The sequence below is a fragment of the Exiguobacterium sp. s6 genome, assembly GCF_018618155.1.
GTDB lineage: Bacteria > Bacillota > Bacilli > Exiguobacteriales > Exiguobacteriaceae > Exiguobacterium > Exiguobacterium mexicanum_A.
This window is the reverse complement of sequence record NZ_JACSLN010000001.1, coordinates 1,290,078-1,307,153: the sequence shown is the minus strand read 5'-3', so window position 1 is coordinate 1,307,153 and position 17,076 is coordinate 1,290,078. Positions and strand designations below refer to the sequence as shown.

The following is a 17,076-nucleotide window of genomic DNA, read 5'->3' as shown; positions in this document are numbered from 1 at the left end:
AGGTGATTGACGAGCCCCCTCGCGTGTTGCGAGTGGCTCGTCTTTTTTAATCGGCTTGAAGGGCTCGCTCCGACATAAGCTTGAAGTTGATCCTGTTTGGTGTGAATGCAACAATCATGGCACGTGTAGGTCACACGTGCCATGATTGTTCATGAACAGCATTGGAAGAGACTTTTGGGAGAATGATTGTGAACGTCGTTTTTCTTGGTTGACTCGTCACGTGAATCTCGCCCTCGTGTAAATCGATGATGGACTTGGCGATGGCGAGACCGAGACCTGATCCGCCAGTGTAATGTGCGCGTGACTTTTCCACTCTAAAAAATCGTTCAAACACGTATGGGATGTCACGTGATGGGATGGCCTCCTCGCCGTAATTCGTCATGTTGATAAGAACCACTTCATCCGTATCTTCAATGAACGTATCGATATACGTTCCGTCACGCCCGTAACGAATCGCATTCTCGAGTATATTTTCAAACACACGGAGGAGCTTCAACGCATCACCTTCAACGATGGGTCGCTTGGCTGAGGAACTGAATCGAGCTTCCATTTCAACTTCCGAGAGACGTAACGTCGACTGCATGATGAGCTGATTGAGCAATTCATCGAGACGGACCTCACTTGTTTGCAGCGCGATTTGGTCGTTTTGTAGAAATGTATAGTCAAAGATATCGTTAATCAAGCCTTTCAGATGGATCGCATTCTCATGAATGACTTGGATGTAATGACGCAATTCCACCTCGTCCCGGTAACGGTCGCTGTGAATCAAGTCAAGATAACCCGTGATCGACGTGAGCGGGGAGCGTAAGTCGTGCGCGACGTTCGTCACGAGCTCGTGCTTCAAACGATCAGCTTGAACCAATTCCTGCTCCGCTTTTGCCGCACTGTCCGAGATGGCGCGTACGGTTGCCATCAATCGTTCTAGCTCTGGCGGGACAGATGGTTCAACCGAATCCCGGTCGGCGTGGAGTTCTTCGACAAGTGAAGTCATCCGCTCAATGTGAAACTGTAAATACCGTTTACGCTCATATTGATAGATCAACACGAGACAAACGATGACCATCAGACTGTAAAACATGACGATGACACCTTCCCGGAAATACGACAATACGATGATCAGACTCTCCACAAATCGTGAAGACTCCTCAAAGTACCAGACGGCAGGCAGTAACAGAACACCGCTCAGGGTAGCGACTCCAAAAGCAATCACCACATACAGCAGACGTTTCCACATCGGGATGAACGTTATGACGCGCCATATATTATGTCTCAATTTTATATCCCACTCCCCACACCGTATGAATGATGACCTCATGTGGCACAACGGCATGTAATTTCTCGCGGATGTTACTGATATGAACCATCACCGTCTGATTCGACCCGACGCCATGCTCTTGCCAGACAGCCTCGAATATCTCTTCAGAGCTATACACCCGGCCTTTATGTTTCGCTAGTAAATACAAAATCTCAAATTCACGTGCCGTCAATCGAATCATCTGCTCTTGCATCATGACGGTGTGGCTGGCTCGATCGATGAGGAAAGGGCCAGCTTGTACACTTGAGGACTCGCTTGGTCGGTTATAGTTTGAACGGCGCAGCAATGCTTTAATACGTGCCATCAACTCGAGCGGATTGAACGGTTTGATGATGTAGTCATCGACTCCCGTCGTCAATCCCAATATCTTATCCATATCACCCACTTTGGCACTGACCATTAAGATCGGAATTTGGCTCGTCTGGCGCACCAGCTTACAAAATTCAAGCCCATCCATCCGAGGCATCATCCAATCTAAAATGATTAAGTCAAACGATTCTTGGTTGAACAAGTCAAGCGCCATTTCCCCGTCGGTTGCCATCGTCGTGTGATACCCGTCATTTTTTACATACACATCAATCAGTTCTGCGATTTGGACATCATCATCCACTAACAAGATTTTTGTCATGCTTGAAACTCCCTCGCGAATTAAAGTTGGAAATTCTGATACAAACGTCGGAACGGGGCGTATTGGACGACGAAGCGAACGAGTAAGAACCCTAAGAGCGCCCCGAACGCATTTGCCAATAAATCATTCACATCCGTGCTTCGTCCACTGCCTAGTGTCGTGCGCACCAATAATTGAATCAGTTCAAGGATCAGACTAAACTGAAATCCTAATTTAAGTACTTCTTTTTTCGTGATCGACGGTTTCAAAAATGGAAGATAACAGCCGAACGGGAGGAACATCACGACATTCAGCACAAATGAATACACATCGATGGCCAAAATCGGAATAAAATTAATCGTTCTCCACCACGGAACTTGATTCGCATACTTTCCTAAATTGACGTCAATCGGGAAAAACACGAAGTGAAGGACACCTAATAAGTATATCCCGAATGATAGAAGCAAAATAGTTTGTGCGGCTTTTACATGTTTCTTGCGAAACGACCAGACGAGTAACGTGATGAGTCCGAGGATGGCGAGTGGGATGAGAACGACTCCTGATTCGATTGTGAACATAACTGAATAATTCTGATTATACATGGGAATAAACCTCCTAAGAATTTGAACTGTCTTCAGTGTAGATGGCAGATTTAAAGAATTTTTAAAGGAGTCATAAATGAAATCTAAAAAAGGCAAAGCGCTTTGCTCTGCCTCGAACTGTTGAACAATCAATCAAGAAGCTTGCTCTCGGATCGATGTCTGGCGCCCAGATATCATTCGTCACGTCAACTTCACCGTTTTCGCGTTTCTGTTGCTGAAAAATGGGAACAAGTATGGTATGATGCAAGTAGAAAGAGACCGGTGCTGGACACACCGGCCTCTGGCTCACAGGCTACCACTTCAAGAGTGGCCCAGCCGCCACAATGGTTAGTGAATCAGAAAGTGACCCATCTCATTGCGCCGAGGGGGTCATTTTTTTGTGCGTTCAGACGTTGCACGATCGGATGTTTGGTGTAACACCAAGTGAACGATAATCGGAGCGAGGATCGGGACGATCACATAATCGCCGACCCAGGTCCATAGTTGTTCCATCCGCACCACCGCCTTCCTCCATTGTGGACTTGGCGGCTGACCCCACTATTGCTGCGTTAACCTGCCTCTTTATTATAGCAGATTCTTGTCAAAAAAAATGCTAAAAACAGGAACGTTTGTTCTTATTTTATAAAATGAACCTTTCGTCCGAATGGGTCTCATGACTGGGTCCAAAGATGGATTTGAACCAATAATAGCTTGTATGTCAGAGGTCAGACAGGATATAATCAATCTCGTGTGTATAACCACATGGGTGGGTGAGGGTGCCAATAAAGGATTGATTCCTATGGCAAAACAAACAGAATGGAAAACAGAAACATACGGGGGCGTGCTGAACTTTCTGGCGACAGCATACATCCCGGCCGTTCACGCGGCAATCTTGACACAAGCCGGACTCCCGTTCGAGGGAGCGCTCGTCGGAGCAATTTTGACAAGCATCATCGGAACGTTCATCGCAGGGCTGTTCAACTTGCCGCTGCTCCTGTTACCAGGGATGGGCATCAACGCGTTGTTCACGTACACGCTCGTCCTGCAGATGGGGCTGAGCTGGCAAGGCGCGCTCGCTGTCTCGTTCGTCTCAGGGGCGCTCGTCGTCCTGTTGACGGTGACGAAGGTGGCGAGGAAACTTGCGAACGCATTCCCACCGATTATTCATGACGGATTGACAGTCGGACTCGGCCTGTTCCTCATCTTGATCGGACTCGAAGCGGCGGGGATCGTCTCGGGCGGTGGTGGGGCACTGCTTCATATCGGAGACCTCGGGGAACGGCCGGTGCAGGTCGCGTTCCTGTCGCTCTTCGTCGCCATCCTTCTCTTCTTGAAGATGGGGCCGAGCAGTTTCCTATGGACGATTGCGTTCGGGGTCGGCTTGAGCGCCGTCATGGGAACGCTCGACTGGACCGGTGAGTTCGCGCTCATGCCGTTCTTCGAGTCGTTCGGCACCGTGTTCGGCAACGTCTCGTTCGCCGAGTCGGCGTCACCGATCTTCCTTGTCGCCGTCGGCGTATTGACGCTCGTCTTGCTGATCGAGAACATCAGCCTGATCCAGAATCAGACGCGCGCCATCAGCAAGGATGCGGACGCACCGAAAGGGCTCGTCGCCCAAGGGTTGTCGACGATGGCCGGTGCCATGTTCGGCTCGAGCCCGACCGTCTCGACGGTCGAAGTCGCGGCCGGCATCTCGGTCGGCGCTAGGGGCGGCATCGCCTCGTTCGTCACATCAGGCCTGTACGTCGTCTCGCTCTTGTTGTTGCCGCTGTTCGCGATCATTCCGGTGACGGCAATTGCGCCGGTGTTGATCATCATCGGCATGATGATGTTCCAGAACGTGAAGCATCTCCCGCTCGACAATTGGGAGCATGCCTTCCCGGCGATTCTCGTCATCATCATGATTCCGTTCACGTATTCCATCGTCGATGGCATCGGGCTCGGATTCATCGCCTACACGATGATTGTCTTGTTCAAGAAGGGCTATCGATCGCTCAGTCCGGTCGTCGGTGTCTTGACCGTATTGTTCTTGGTTTTCTTTTCTTTACCAGTCTGGCTATAAGATAGGGCGGTGCCGTGTATACGGTGCCGCTTTTTTTGTATGATGAAACAAAGGAGGTGTTTGAATGGATCAAGCAGGCGGATTCATTTCCATCGGGATGGCTTATCCGAGCCATTATCCGTTACCTGAACTTGCTCAACATGTATGTGCGGAATTGTTGAGTAGCGGTGGCGAAATCATAAACGTGACATACAGTCAGGATGAGGCGGGCACTAGTTGGACGACAACGACAGGTACCGACTTTGCTCAGATCGGACATTACGGATCTATCCATTTACGAAGCAACTATTTTGGAGACGTGGACATGACGATGACCGTGTCCCTTCAAGAGATGGACACCTATGTCGGGATTCTCATCGATATAAAGTGGGATAATGTCGTCTCACACCCTGCATCGAGACCAGTGTTCACACAGAAAATCGAACGACTGCTCGTTGACGTGTATCGTCATATGCCATTCTCGTACGCGCTTGCCGGGCACGAACTTGAGCTCGACTGGGCACCTGATGCGTTTCCGACATCAGCGGACTGGTTGGATACGTTCCCTCTTTTTATGGTCCCGTCACCACAAGGCGTGATGGTAACTTACGGTTCAATTTCAATCGACGGGATGACTCCTCAAACCAATATGAAGAGGTCTATCCCGTTATATGCATAAGTGAGGCTCAATCACCTCAATCAAGCATTCCTTGATTGACGAAGCTCAGTGCTAAGCGGCCGGAACATGATACAATTTTCTTAGCTTATAACCGAAGGAGGATACTTTTATGACGAAAACCTCAGATGTCATCGACGAGTTTGCATCCTATATAGACTGGTTAAACACATTGTCGGGATTGGATGAATCGATGTGGGAAAAATCGATTGCAACCGACAAATGGTCAATCAAAGCAATCGTCCTTCACATCGCCCATTGGGACAATCATCTGTTGAACGTCATCGTCCCGGCCGTCAAGACCGGGGAAGCCATGATTTTCCCTGAATTCGACTCATTTAACGCGCGAGCGACCCAAAAAGCGAAACGTCTTTCGGGAGAAAACGTGTTCCAGTTAGCCAAAACGAGTCGGAGCTCGCTTATAGAAACGCTTCAGTCATTAAGTCAAGAGACGCTGACTTCGCACACGATGGCGAACGGGGTAACCCATTGCCCGCATCACGGTGTCCCGTATACGCTCGCCTATATCGTCACCGAGTTCATCGAACATGACCGGCACCATCAGCAACAAGTCGGCAGCATCTTGGGGAAAACGTCTTGAAGAGACGAGCGAAAGTACGCGGTGTTAGACGAAGACTGAAACGGTTGCGCATGGATGTCGACGAACAGACCTATTCGTTCCCGACGACGTTTCACGACGGGTATTGGCATAACAAAATTCCAATCGATCAACCGTTCTTACTATCGATAAAGAAGAATAGCCGAATCCAGCACGCCGTCATCGAGGCGATGGTAGAGGGTTCTTCACGTCTCGTACGTCTCCGAGAAGAGGAGCGGTTCCGGGTCGTCGTCTTGATCGACCTGCCGTCGCTCTGGCAGTCCGAACTTCTCGTGTTTGAAAGCGACGCACGACTAAAGGCGTTCATGGAACGCGATACGTCTGAGCAGACATGGACGCGCTTGCCAGTGGGCTCTGTGTGCCTACAGCGATTCATGCTTCCGGCGAACGTCGAGGTATATTGCTTCCATGAGCTGATTCAAGACGAGGATTATACACATAGCGGGGAAGTATGGTTGCTCGTTCAATAAGCGGGCAATTTTTTTGTGAGATGAATTATAAAATTAAGTGCAACACCCAACGTGAACGTAAAAAATGATTATGGCAGTCTCGAGGTACCATATAAGCATTCAGAAGGGGCATCGATAGAAAATATGGTACAATTTAACATATATGAGAAGGGTGATTTATATAACAAAACTACTTCTTACGGAGAGAAAAAAGTATCAACATGATCAAAGCTTGATGGTTTAAAAAGAGACGGAGGACGTTCAATTGAAAAAATTGACTATCATTTTACTTTGCATTCCTTTAATTCTGTTATCAGCATGTTTGGGTGATGAAGAAAATGTAGAAATTGATAAAGAACGTATTGACATGCAACCTGAGACCATGAAAATCAACCAGGATAGTGAATTGAAAATTGTGCCACTTTACACACAATATCAAAAATATTTGGAAGCATCACTTGAGACAAACGATACAGAACAGAAAAGAAAATTTTTTAAAGAATTTGTTCTTGATTACATAGAGGAGATTGGAGAAGAGGAGAAGTTCGGAACAGCAGATTTGAAAGGCAACTTTTTAATGAAATCGACATCCTATGAGCAAGAACTCCTAAATCGAATCGATATATTGATGAGCAAACATGATGAAATTGAAGAAACGATTATAAAAACCTACATCGCTTCACATAAGGTACTTCCTAAAAAGAAAAGTACGATTTTCCTCGTACCAATCAATTCAGAATTTGCATTTATCGGTGAGTCACTGGGTGGGGTTAGTGGAAATGCATATAAAGACTCTTTTGTCTTTTATCTGAATGAAGACTTTGATAAAAATATTCTTGCTTATGCGACTGCACATGAATATCATCACTTGATTCTTCGGGACACACCAAACTTTATGATTAGTTCGGTTTTAAATTCTGCCATATTAGAAGGGAAGGCAGATGCTTTTGCAGATCGAATTGTCAAAGGCGTATCACCTCCTTGGCATGAACCAATAGATGAGAAGACAAAGGAACATGTAGCGAGTCTTGTTAATGATTATGAAACAACATTTAACGATTTTGTTGTCGGTAATGAGCAAAAGAATCTTCCTCGCTGGAGTAACTATATCTTAGGAAAAGACATCCTCAACCATTACTTAGAATCAAATCCAGAGCTTTCGATTCAAGATTGGACATTCAAAGAAGATCATGAAATCTTAGAAGGCTACAAATATCAAGAGATTCTTCAACAATGACGAAACAAGCTACATACTTTTCGAGTATCGCAGTCGTGATACTAACGGAATGGATATTGAGTCCGGTCTCATGAAAGTGCAACGTGACATCTTTGCCCAATCTTTTGTCATTTCTTATGATGAGTCTAAAAACTGAAATCATGATAAATCCATAAGCACGCTTTATAATCGGCCTCAATAGTGCAACGAAAAACATACCTCCAATTATCATAAAGATTTGAAACAGACCAAACGATACAAATTCCAAAGTCGGTTCTAACAAACGAAAGTATTTCAACGCCAAAACCTCGATACATTCACGCTCGTACTCGACTTGAGCGGTCCGCTAGGGAATGGCCTTTATGCGCGCTATGAAGAGTTGATTCAACAGGCCGCTTATTTGGTATCCTATTTAGTGAAGGAAGATTGTAAAGTCGAACTGTTCATCAATCGGCTCAATGCTGATAATCAGATTGACCACTTGCGGATGAGTGACGGTCGCAAGCAGTTACGGCTTGCGCTTGTGCGCCTCGCCTGGATTCATGAATCCGATCGATTCGTCGCCATGAAACGCTTTGACCAAATCATCGACCGACAAAAACATCCCCATGCGGAACTGATTCGGATTGACGCGTCACTGCTCAAACAGATGTCTGTCGGTTGAAAGGAGAAACAATATGTTCCGCCACCTCACAACATTTGCTTTAGCCTTGACCCTCGCGCTCGCTGCCACGTCCGCAGCTGCGGCGCCGACAGAGCGATCAGCGGAGCGTTTCGCTGAAGAACATTTCGAGTCGATCGTTCTCGACCATATCGAAGGAGACGACCCGAGTAACTATCACTTGACTGAAAGTCGCGCCATCTCGTTCGGTTCGCTCCATGAAGTGATGATTGCCGCGCAATCCTGTTATTCGTCGGACGAAATGTGTACGTTCGTTCCGAGTGACGAGTACGTGTCGACCGTCTTACAGGACGGAGAACCAAGAAACGTCATCGGCACGTACGAGCAAGAACCGGGCCTCTTCGCCTTCTCCACGTTCGGGTATGGTGACGAGTTGGCCATTGCTTTAGCTGATGTGTCCGGTACATTGGTCCATTCCGCGCGCGAGAACGCCTGGTTTGACTATGATGGGGAGACGTTGACTGCCTTGACGACCGATGCGAAACGGTTCATCGGCGGAGACACGATCACGCTCGAATCCTATCAGGCACTCTTAGTCGAGACACATTCAAACGTTGAAGGTTCGTTGGAGGATGGCCTCACTGGTAGTTTGGGTAATGTTCAGACGACAGAGCCGAAATCGTATCGGATGCTTGGCCTCGCGTTGTTGGCGGGGCTCCCGCTCGGTTATCTTTTGTACCGGAGGCGAGGAAAAAGATGAATTTGAAACGTCCGTGGTTGCATGAAGTCGATGCGACCACGGCTTTATTTGTGCGTCAACATGCGGTGCACACGAATAAGTTTGAACAAAAGACGGAGAGTTTATCACGTTCGAATGATGGGACGTTATGGAAAGTGGACCGTTACGAATTCGACCAAGTTTATAATCAAGCGCTTGATGACACGTATCGCTCGATTCGTCGACAAGCTGCTGACATCTTCTCTTTTCATCCGGATGGCTTACAAATCGATGAACGCTTTACAAATAAGACGATATTGCGATTCCTCGTCTTGCATCCGTTCACAAGAGCCGTCTATGTCGATGCCGCACCATCTGGGGTCGTTGAGACGGTGTATGTCTGGATGCATCCGATTGAGGTGTGGAAACAAAGAGACCAAATCACTCGTGTGACGCTAGATGTCTCGAACATCGCGGCGGAAACCGAGTTGCATCACCTGTTAAAAGAACAGTTCCATTCCCCTGCTCACTATGACATGAACTGGAACGCATTTTGGGACGCCATCACCGATGAGAACGGATTGCCGGATATCGTTGATTTGTACGGTTGGATGGATTTAGAGCAACGTTTGCCTGAGGCGGCGAACACGCTCGCAAAATGTTTTACGGACTACGAGAACGAGCCGGACTTGAAACCGTGTCGTATCATCTATCAAAAGAATGAGATGCTTATTTTACCGCGGCATGCATTAAAAGAGGGAGAAGCAAATCGCCTGATTTACCGACAACTTGCTGGCGCGACTTTCCCGTTACGCGTGGAACGAAAGACGTCGGTACGGTTGCCGAAGCGACATCGTTTCTCGTTTGAACGCTCAGAAGAGGAGTCTGTCACATTCGGAATTGTTCGCAATCATGAGGATATTGAGCCATGGCTGACACTTTCCCGTGACGACCAGCGTGAAGACGTCGTCACGTTCTCAAATGAAACGGATTGGCTCGTGAGTTCTTACCGTGAGGGACTGACACTCCAAGGGACGACAATTGAATCTGTTGAGTCGATTGACACAGCGGATTACGAGACGTTCTTTCACCACGTGATACGAGGGTCGTTTCCAATCGAGTTGACGTTCTGTCTCGAAGGAACGTTTGGACCAAAAGAGAAAGTCTATCGATTGATGCTACATGACGTAGCGTGGGAGAAGTTGATTGAAGACAGGTTGTTGCCTCAACTAGAGATTCCGAAAACAAAAGGGTTTTGGCAACCTTTCTCTTCACCCATATCTGAACAGACACTTGAGACGTTCTTAGGAGAGTTTCATCCTCATATCTTCGGAAACTTTGTACTGGCGCATGATGCGGACGATGTGTATCACTTTCTTGATCATGTGAACGGGTCAATCAAGCGGTTTTAACTTCGTGAGTGGAGCTTGTGCATAGCGCGTCACAAATTATTTTGACGAATTGGAGCTGTACAAATGAAAATATACACGTGTATCTGTTGTGGCTACAAAACGATGGAAAAGAAGCCGCCAGGGACGTTTGCGATTTGTCCAAACTGTTTTTGGGAAGATGAGGGTGTGAATCCTGATTGTTGGGGAGGAGCTAATGGTATTTCATTACGAACGGCGCAGCGAAATGTGATTCGGTTTGGCGTATCCGATGAATGTTACGTCAACGAGTACAGTACGAAGGAATATCAAAAAGATGTGATATGGAAACCCATATGGGAAACAGAAAACTCTCAATCGTCGTTAATTTTAATTGATGGTAATGTCTTCTGTAAGAAAAAGAACAAGAATATTGATATCAATCGGTTCAATGAACAATTTGAAAAAATGTTGAAACAAAATGGATGGACTTTTGGCGGAGAGTTTGTTCAATCTGAAGAATAAGAGACTCTTTTGAAAACTACACAATGCATCATGTCATAAGATTATACTTGCATGGTATTTAGAGTAAGATAACATGGAGAAATCAGGTGGAAACGATGCATCGATATAGATTAATCAAATACAATCCAGAATACCGAGATGAGTTCGGTGGCTACGAAAAAAACGAGTGGACATCAATATCCGATGTTGGAAAGTCGTTTGATGGCGTTATATTTAATTTCGAGAAATACATGAGAGTGGAAGATGCATATGTGAAATCGGTGAAAATGATTATGGATTATTGCAAGGTGACTGCGCTAAAGGTTACATATATTGAGAAGAGAGGAGTTCTCTCAGCTCACGAATATAACTCACCTAATTTTCCAAAGAACCTATATGATTTAAAAACGGCAGCTTTGTACAAAAGTGTTAAAAAAAGAACCGTGCTGACCGGATGGAGAATCGAACACATGATTCGCTTGATGTTACGAGAAGAACTTTATGCGCAACTCGTCGGTAATGAACCGGATCATAAAAGTGAACCATTCAAAGTGTTCATCGGATACGAATATTTGATGGGGATTCATACGAATACAAATCTTCAACAACTGAAAGAGCAGCTTTTAAAGATCGGAATGTATCTCGAAAACCCGTACGAGGAGTAGTGACTTGAACATACTTAGAGAATTCAAATCGATCGATAGTGAGGTTTGGCGAGTACGACTTGACGAGAGTGACGCATTCCTCGTGATTAAAGATGAGAAAAGACGAAGCGAGCTCACCGACTATCCATGGTTTTCTGAACATGAGGCTTCTCAATTTGAGTCAAAAGAAAATATGATTCATGTCAGTTATCTCGTCACTCCGGACGTCCGATTGAGTCCGGAACACTTGGCGGAAGTGTATGAAGTCGTCGAACAGATATTGCATCATGTCGCCCAGGCCACGTGTGATATCGTATTCATTCCATACAGTTTTCCTACCGAAACGGAGATACATACTCATATAAATGAGACGTGTAAGATTGATTCGTATTCAGTCGATGCGTATCGACATCTGACTCAAGTACAATCCGAATAGATTACGGTTCGACAAAAACACCGCTCTACGCCATCGCGTAGAGCGGTGTTTTCACATGTACGGCCCGTTCGCCTGAACGACGAACTGGGAGTGCTCGTAATGATACGTGATGCGTGAATAATCGAACGGCTTTCCATTCGATAGATGGAAGATCGTCTCGATGCGGAGCGTCGGGTCCTCCGTTTGTAAACCTAGATAGCCGGCTTCCGTCTCGGTCAGTCGACCGACCTGCATGTACATGTCCGAAAAGCCGATGGTGACACCGAGTGCGCCCTGTACGTAATCGAAGATCGAGTCGGCGACGATTTCTCGGTTCAAATACGGCACGATCGCCTTCACATAGTACGACTCCTCGTAACAGAACACCTCGCCGTCGACGAAGCGGACCCGCTCGACGCGATAGACGTCATCTGTCACGTCGATGCCAAGGTTCTGTGCGACCGTCGCGTCCGGTTTCGAGACCGAGACGTCGAGCACGTCCGACGTCAACACCCGGTCACCAAGGTTGCTCTTGAACCCTTGTGTCGAGAACAGGCTCATATAGCCCGGACGGTTGTGGCGCCGGACGAAGATGCCGCTCCCCCGCAATTGAAAGATGACCCCTTTCCGCTCCAACAATTCGAGTGCTTTCGTGATCGTGCTCTTGCTGACGGCATATTGGCTCATCAACTGCTCGAGCACGGGCAGTTTATCTCCTTGCTTCAAATCATGTTGATTGATGTACTGTTCAATCTCTGCTGCCACTTGTAGATATTTAAGCACGCTCATCCCTCATCTACTTGAAAATGTTGCCTTCATTATACCACACACATGTCTACGAAACGTTCACAAACTATTTATTGTATCGCTATTGATTAATTGTACCGGTACAATTATAGTAAGAGTGTACAAAATGTAAGCGTTACATCAAAGGAGGGTGTTCTGTTGAGTAAAGTTCGGGATTATTCAAAATTGGCTCGGGATATTTTAGAGGCCGTCGGAGGGGAAGACAACGTCATCAATGCGGCGCGCTGTGCGACGCGACTCCGCCTCGTCTTGAAGCGGTCAAATCCGCAGGCGAAAGAACAAGTCATGGCGATGCCAGGTGTCATCACGGTCGTCGAGACGGGTGGCCAGTTCCAGGTCGTCATCGGGCAGCATGTCGGGGAAGTGTTCGATGAGTTCACGAAACTGGTGCAAATCGAAGGGACTGAGGTCGAAGACGGAAACAAGGGGACCGTCTTGAACCGCATCATCGCTACGATGTCCGCCGTATTCGCACCGTTCATCTATATCTTGGCCGCAGCCGGGATTTTGCAAGGGGTACTCATCATCACGACATTGTTGTTCGACGGTTTCGCCGAGACGGGGACGTACGAAGTGTTCAGCTTCATCTCATGGGCACCGTTCACGTTCTTACCGATTTTCATCGCCATCACGGCATCGAAACACTTTAAGACGAACACGTTCATCTCCGTCGCAGCCAGTGCGGCCTTGGTCAGTCCGACATGGGCCGAGATGGCGGCTCGCATCACGTCAGGGGAGACGATCAGTTTCCTTGGTCTCGCCTTGTCAGGTACGACGTATACGTCATCGGTATTACCACCGCTCTTCCTCGTCTGGATCTTATCCTATGTCGAGCGGTTCTTGAACCGACACATGAACGAGGTCATTCGTCCTTTGTTCGTACCGTTCTTCAGTTTGGTGCTCATGGTGCCGCTCACGATTCTCGTCATCGGACCAATCACGACGATGGGTGCGGTCGGGATTGCCAACGGCTACAACTTCTTAGCGGAGAACGCCCCGATGCTCGCTGGCGCAATTATCGGTGGTCTCTGGCAAGTCATCGTCATCTTCGGGGTCCATTGGGGCGTGACGCCGATGGTGCTCGCAAACTTCGACTTGTATGGCCGTGACTCATTCCAGGCATATCAGACGATTGCCGTCATCGCCCAAGTCGGCGCCGTTCTCGGTGTCATCTTGAAAGCGAAGAGCCAAGAAATCAAAAAAGTCGGTGTCTCGGCTGGGATTACTGGACTATTCGGAATCACAGAGCCTGCCATTTACGGGGTGACACTCCGCTTCAAGAAACCGTTCATCTTTGGATGTATCTCGGGGGCCGTCGGAGCCATCGTGGCCAGTTTCTTCAACCCGTATTACTTCGCTTACGCTGGTCTCCCGGGTCCGCTCACCCTTGTGAACGGAATCAGTGAAGACGTGCCGACCTCGATTTGGGGACTGTTGATCGGGACAGCGATTGCCATCATCCTTCCGGTCGTCTTGATTCAAATCTTCGGTTTCGGAGAAGACACGGCCAAACAAGTGACAGAAGTGACGGAAACACCTGCGACGGCAGAAGCGAGTGCGACGCTCGTTCAGGAAGAGACGATTGCTTCACCGCTCTCTGGAAAAGTCATCGCCTTGAGCGATGTTCCGGACGATGTATTCGCCTCCGGGGCGATGGGTAAAGGTTATGCCGTCGAGCCAGACGGGAATAAGGTCATTGCACCGTTTGACGGGACGGTCGTCATGGTCGCACCGACGAAACATGCGATCGGTCTCCGTTCGAACACGGGAATCGAGTTGTTGATTCACGTCGGTCTCGATACGGTGACGCTCGATGGGAAACCGTTCACCGTGCACGTCAAAGACGGCGACAGCTTTAAAGTGGGCGATGTGTTGACGACGTTCGACCATGACATGATCGCTGCACATAATATTTCAAGTATCACACCTGTCATCGTGACGAACAGCGCGACATATGCTGACGTACTCGTCCAAGCAAGTAATCAGACAGACACGACGACACCGATACTCACGATTGTTAATCAATAAGGAGGAATTACAATGAAGACATTACCGAAAGACTTTCTATGGGGCGGCGCTCTCGCCGCGCATCAATTTGAAGGCGGCTGGGACGCCGACGGCAAAGGACCGAGCGTCGTCGACGTGTTGACGGCAGGCGCTCACGGCGTCGCGCGTCGGATCACGGACAAGGTCGAGCCGGACGAATTTTATCCGAACCATGAGGCAATCGACTTCTATCACCGTTATAAAGAAGACGTCGCGCTCTTCGCTGAGATGGGCTTGAAGTGTCTCCGCACGTCGATCGGTTGGAGCCGGATCTTCCCGAACGGGGACGATGCGGAGCCGAACGAGGCAGGGCTCCAATTTTATGACGACTTGTTCGACGAGCTGTTGAAGCACGACATCGAGCCGATCATCACGTTGTCCCACTTCGAGATGCCGCTCCACCTCGCACGTGAGTACGGCGGGTTCCGCAACCGTGCCGTCGTCGACCATTTCGTCCGCTTCGCCGAGGTGTGTTTCGACCGCTATAAAGACAAGGTCAAATATTGGATGACGTTCAACGAGATCAACAACAAGATGGACGTCAACAACCCGCTCTTCTTATGGACGAACTCTGGCGTCATCGTCGAAGACGGGGAGAACGCCCGTGAAATCATGTATCAGACGGGGCACCATGAGTTGATTGCGAGCGCGCTCGCCGTCGCGAAAGGGAAAGCGATCAACCCGGACTTCGAGATCGGGGCGATGGTATCACACGTGCCGATCTATCCGTTCTCGTCAAACCCGGACGACGTCATGCTTGCTGAAGAGATGATGCGTCAGCGTTACTTCTTCCCGGACGTGCAAGTGCGCGGGGTCTATCCGAGCTATGCCTTGAACGAATTCGAGCGTGAAGGCTATTCAATCCCATTCCTCGATGGGGACGAAGAGATTTTGAAGAATGGGACCGTCGATTACCTCGGTTTCAGTTACTATATGTCGACGACCGTGAAGAGTGATGTCATCGCCGATAACAGCGGCGACATCGTCAACGGTGGTCTACCGAACGGCGTCGAGAACCCGTACATCAAGTCGAGCGACTGGGGCTGGTCGATTGACCCCGTCGGTCTCCGTTATGTGCTCAACCGGTTGTACGACCGCTATCAAATCCCGCTCTTCATCGTCGAGAACGGATTCGGTGCTGTCGATGAGATTGTCGACGGGAAAATCCATGATGCGGCACGCATCGACTACTTGAAGGCGCATATCGAACAGTTGAAACAAGCGGTCGTCTATGACGGCGTCGACTTGATTGGTTACACGCCATGGGGCATCATCGACATCGTCTCGTTCACGACGGGCGAGATGAAGAAACGCTACGGCATGATTTATGTCGACCGTGACAATGAGGGCAACGGCTCGATGGAGCGGATGAAGAAAGACTCGTTCGATTGGTACAAGCATGTGATCGAAACGAACGGGGAAGCGCTCGCGTACGAGCCTTCGAAGTAAACGAAAATACCTCTTGAAGACAATTGTCTTCAAGAGGTATTTTTCTGTGCTTACGTCGTTTTCGGTTTGACCGCTACCCACACTTCGCTATAGACGTTGTCCGATGGTCCGTCATGCTTCGTGAACGAGATGCTCGGCAAGTCGGCCAGTTCGTACCCAGACGTCGGCAACCATTCGGCATACGTTTTGGCCATCGTCTCCTGGAGCGTCTTCGGGAACGGGCCGGTATTCGGGAAGACGGCCCACAGGTTCGACGCAATAGTGATTTGTTCAAGATCCTCGTACGGATTATCTTGTGTCGTCGCGAAGCCAATCATGTGCGTGAGTGAACCCGTTTCGTCCAAATAGCCTTCATCGAAGTCGTACGACACGTTGAGCACTTGATTTGGATAAAGGTCCGCCAATTGATGCATCTCGCTTCGTTGTTGTTCCGTAATTGACTGCGCCAACTCGACGATTGCATTGTTCACACCTTCAAATTGAATCGGGACGCGTTTGGACACGCCGACGACGTTGAATGAAGGTTTATGTTCTAATTTGAATTCCATTGAAATTCCTCCTTTGATGTCGATGTAGAAAGTGAATTTCGGGAATGACTTTTGAATCTTGTTCTTGATCACTTCAGACGGTAAAAAGCCACACCAGTCTCGAAACGCTCGCGAGAACCCGTCGACGGATTGGTATCCATACGTATACGCCACGTCCGTGACCGATTTCCCATGAATCAAGTCCTTGTTCGCTTCTGACAGCCGACGATTTCGGATATATTCATTGAGCGTCATCCCGGCCATGTAGGAAAACATGCGTCGAAAATGATAGTTGGATACCCCGACGATGCGTGTGATATCCTCACTCGTGATGTCTTCTGTTAAATGTTGATCGATGTGGTCCATCAATCGGTTCAGTGATTCAAGCATCAGCATTCCCTCCTATCTGCATTCATCATACTTCGAACATCGTAGGGGCACTCGATGATTTCGATACGGATATCATCGGATAG

17 protein-coding genes and 1 pseudogene are annotated in these 17,076 nt (G+C 48.3%); 12 read left to right on the top strand and 6 right to left on the bottom strand.

The features are described 5' to 3' along the window. Window positions 1-130: 130 nt before the first annotated feature. The 4 genes from KNP75_RS06755 to KNP75_RS15755 all read right to left on the bottom strand — a co-directional run bounded on the left by KNP75_RS06755 (window position 131) and on the right by KNP75_RS15755 (window position 3,016). Entirely contained in the window at window positions 131-1,273 is a 1,143-nt protein-coding gene (locus tag KNP75_RS06755) for a sensor histidine kinase (protein ID WP_251128204.1), read from the bottom strand. Further along, window positions 1,263-1,943 (bottom strand): response regulator transcription factor, encoded by a 681-nt coding sequence (locus tag KNP75_RS06750; RefSeq protein WP_214712774.1) that lies wholly within the window; start codon window positions 1,941-1,943, stop codon window positions 1,263-1,265. The genes KNP75_RS06755 and KNP75_RS06750 overlap by 11 nt, the downstream gene beginning before the upstream one ends. A gap of 20 nt (window positions 1,944-1,963) precedes the next feature. Beyond that, window positions 1,964-2,524: a VanZ family protein gene (locus KNP75_RS06745; RefSeq protein WP_215190088.1), complete on the bottom strand. Its 561-nt coding sequence runs from the start codon at window positions 2,522-2,524 to the stop codon at window positions 1,964-1,966. Window positions 2,525-2,893: 369 nt separating this feature from the next. Further along, window positions 2,894-3,016 (bottom strand): hypothetical protein, encoded by a 123-nt coding sequence (locus tag KNP75_RS15755; RefSeq protein WP_255417482.1) that lies wholly within the window; start codon window positions 3,014-3,016, stop codon window positions 2,894-2,896. Between the two features lie 286 nt (window positions 3,017-3,302). Between KNP75_RS15755 and KNP75_RS06740 the strand changes: the two genes are divergently transcribed. The 10 genes and pseudogenes from KNP75_RS06740 to KNP75_RS06695 all read left to right on the top strand — a co-directional run bounded on the left by KNP75_RS06740 (window position 3,303) and on the right by KNP75_RS06695 (window position 11,380). Beyond that, window positions 3,303-4,565: an NCS2 family permease gene (locus KNP75_RS06740; RefSeq protein ID WP_131472709.1), complete on the top strand. Its 1,263-nt coding sequence runs from the start codon at window positions 3,303-3,305 to the stop codon at window positions 4,563-4,565. A 64-nt stretch (window positions 4,566-4,629) separates the two neighbouring features. Next, window positions 4,630-5,223 (top strand): Imm64 family immunity protein, encoded by a 594-nt coding sequence (locus tag KNP75_RS06735; protein WP_215190087.1) that lies wholly within the window; start codon window positions 4,630-4,632, stop codon window positions 5,221-5,223. Between the two features lie 109 nt (window positions 5,224-5,332). Next, window positions 5,333-5,821 carry a DinB family protein gene (locus KNP75_RS06730; RefSeq protein ID WP_215190086.1) on the top strand — a complete coding sequence of 163 codons (489 nt, stop codon included), beginning with the start codon at window positions 5,333-5,335 and terminating at the stop codon, window positions 5,819-5,821. Then, a complete protein-coding gene (locus tag KNP75_RS06725) occupies window positions 5,818-6,309 on the top strand; it encodes a DUF3916 domain-containing protein (protein ID WP_215190085.1) in 492 nt (163 codons plus the stop codon). The genes KNP75_RS06730 and KNP75_RS06725 overlap by 4 nt, the downstream gene beginning before the upstream one ends. A gap of 244 nt (window positions 6,310-6,553) precedes the next feature. After that, window positions 6,554-7,525, top strand: a complete 972-nt coding sequence (locus KNP75_RS06720) for a DUF2268 domain-containing putative Zn-dependent protease (protein ID WP_215190084.1) — start codon at window positions 6,554-6,556, stop codon at window positions 7,523-7,525. Window positions 7,526-7,838: 313 nt separating this feature from the next. Then, a complete protein-coding gene (locus KNP75_RS06715) occupies window positions 7,839-8,168 on the top strand; it encodes a hypothetical protein (RefSeq protein WP_215190083.1) in 330 nt (109 codons plus the stop codon). 13 nt (window positions 8,169-8,181) lie between these two features. Then, window positions 8,182-8,886 (top strand): hypothetical protein, encoded by a 705-nt coding sequence (locus tag KNP75_RS06710; RefSeq protein ID WP_215190082.1) that lies wholly within the window; start codon window positions 8,182-8,184, stop codon window positions 8,884-8,886. Further along, window positions 8,883-10,256, top strand: a complete 1,374-nt coding sequence (locus KNP75_RS06705) for a barstar family protein (RefSeq protein ID WP_215190081.1) — start codon at window positions 8,883-8,885, stop codon at window positions 10,254-10,256. The genes KNP75_RS06710 and KNP75_RS06705 overlap by 4 nt, the downstream gene beginning before the upstream one ends. A 63-nt stretch (window positions 10,257-10,319) precedes the next feature. Further along, window positions 10,320-10,568 (top strand): annotated as a pseudogene (locus KNP75_RS15815) (CPCC family cysteine-rich protein); the annotation flags it as partial. A gap of 254 nt (window positions 10,569-10,822) precedes the next feature. Beyond that, window positions 10,823-11,380 carry a hypothetical protein gene (locus KNP75_RS06695; protein WP_215190079.1) on the top strand — a complete coding sequence of 186 codons (558 nt, stop codon included), beginning with the start codon at window positions 10,823-10,825 and terminating at the stop codon, window positions 11,378-11,380. Window positions 11,381-11,846: 466 nt separating this feature from the next. Here KNP75_RS06695 and KNP75_RS06690 read toward each other — a convergent pair whose 3' ends face one another. Further along, the gene (locus tag KNP75_RS06690; RefSeq protein ID WP_215190078.1) at window positions 11,847-12,557 is read right to left on the bottom strand and encodes a GntR family transcriptional regulator; all 711 of its coding nucleotides are present in this window, start codon (window positions 12,555-12,557) and stop codon (window positions 11,847-11,849) included. Window positions 12,558-12,716: 159 nt separating this feature from the next. On the opposite strand from KNP75_RS06690, the gene KNP75_RS06685 reads away from it, so the two are divergent. Next, the gene (locus tag KNP75_RS06685; protein ID WP_205729372.1) at window positions 12,717-14,609 is read left to right on the top strand and encodes a beta-glucoside-specific PTS transporter subunit IIABC; all 1,893 of its coding nucleotides are present in this window, start codon (window positions 12,717-12,719) and stop codon (window positions 14,607-14,609) included. Between the two features lie 12 nt (window positions 14,610-14,621). Then, window positions 14,622-16,076 (top strand): 6-phospho-beta-glucosidase BglA, encoded by a 1,455-nt coding sequence (gene bglA, locus KNP75_RS06680; protein WP_215190077.1) that lies wholly within the window; start codon window positions 14,622-14,624, stop codon window positions 16,074-16,076. Between the two features lie 50 nt (window positions 16,077-16,126). On the opposite strand, the gene KNP75_RS06675 is transcribed toward bglA, so the two are convergent. Next, window positions 16,127-16,993 carry an AraC family transcriptional regulator gene (locus KNP75_RS06675; RefSeq protein WP_215190076.1) on the bottom strand — a complete coding sequence of 289 codons (867 nt, stop codon included), beginning with the start codon at window positions 16,991-16,993 and terminating at the stop codon, window positions 16,127-16,129. Window positions 16,994-17,076: the final 83 nt, after the last annotated feature.

Excerpts from the sequence above, each read along its gene's own strand:
- KNP75_RS06750 (WP_214712774.1), bottom strand. The coding sequence starts at position 1,943 with ATGACAAAAATCTTGTTAGTGGATGATGATGTCCAAATCGCAGAACTG.
- KNP75_RS06745 (WP_215190088.1), bottom strand. The coding sequence starts at position 2,524 with ATGTATAATCAGAATTATTCAGTTATGTTCACAATCGAATCAGGAGTC.
- KNP75_RS15755 (WP_255417482.1), bottom strand. The coding sequence starts at position 3,016 with ATGGAACAACTATGGACCTGGGTCGGCGATTATGTGATCGTCCCGATC.
- KNP75_RS06740 (WP_131472709.1), top strand. The coding sequence starts at position 3,303 with ATGGCAAAACAAACAGAATGGAAAACAGAAACATACGGGGGCGTGCTG.
- KNP75_RS06735 (WP_215190087.1), top strand. The coding sequence starts at position 4,630 with ATGGATCAAGCAGGCGGATTCATTTCCATCGGGATGGCTTATCCGAGC.
- KNP75_RS06730 (WP_215190086.1), top strand. The coding sequence starts at position 5,333 with ATGACGAAAACCTCAGATGTCATCGACGAGTTTGCATCCTATATAGAC.
- KNP75_RS06710 (WP_215190082.1), top strand. The coding sequence starts at position 8,182 with ATGTTCCGCCACCTCACAACATTTGCTTTAGCCTTGACCCTCGCGCTC.
- KNP75_RS06705 (WP_215190081.1), top strand. The coding sequence starts at position 8,883 with ATGAATTTGAAACGTCCGTGGTTGCATGAAGTCGATGCGACCACGGCT.
- bglA (WP_215190077.1), top strand. The coding sequence starts at position 14,622 with ATGAAGACATTACCGAAAGACTTTCTATGGGGCGGCGCTCTCGCCGCG.
- KNP75_RS06675 (WP_215190076.1), bottom strand. The coding sequence starts at position 16,993 with ATGCTTGAATCACTGAACCGATTGATGGACCACATCGATCAACATTTA.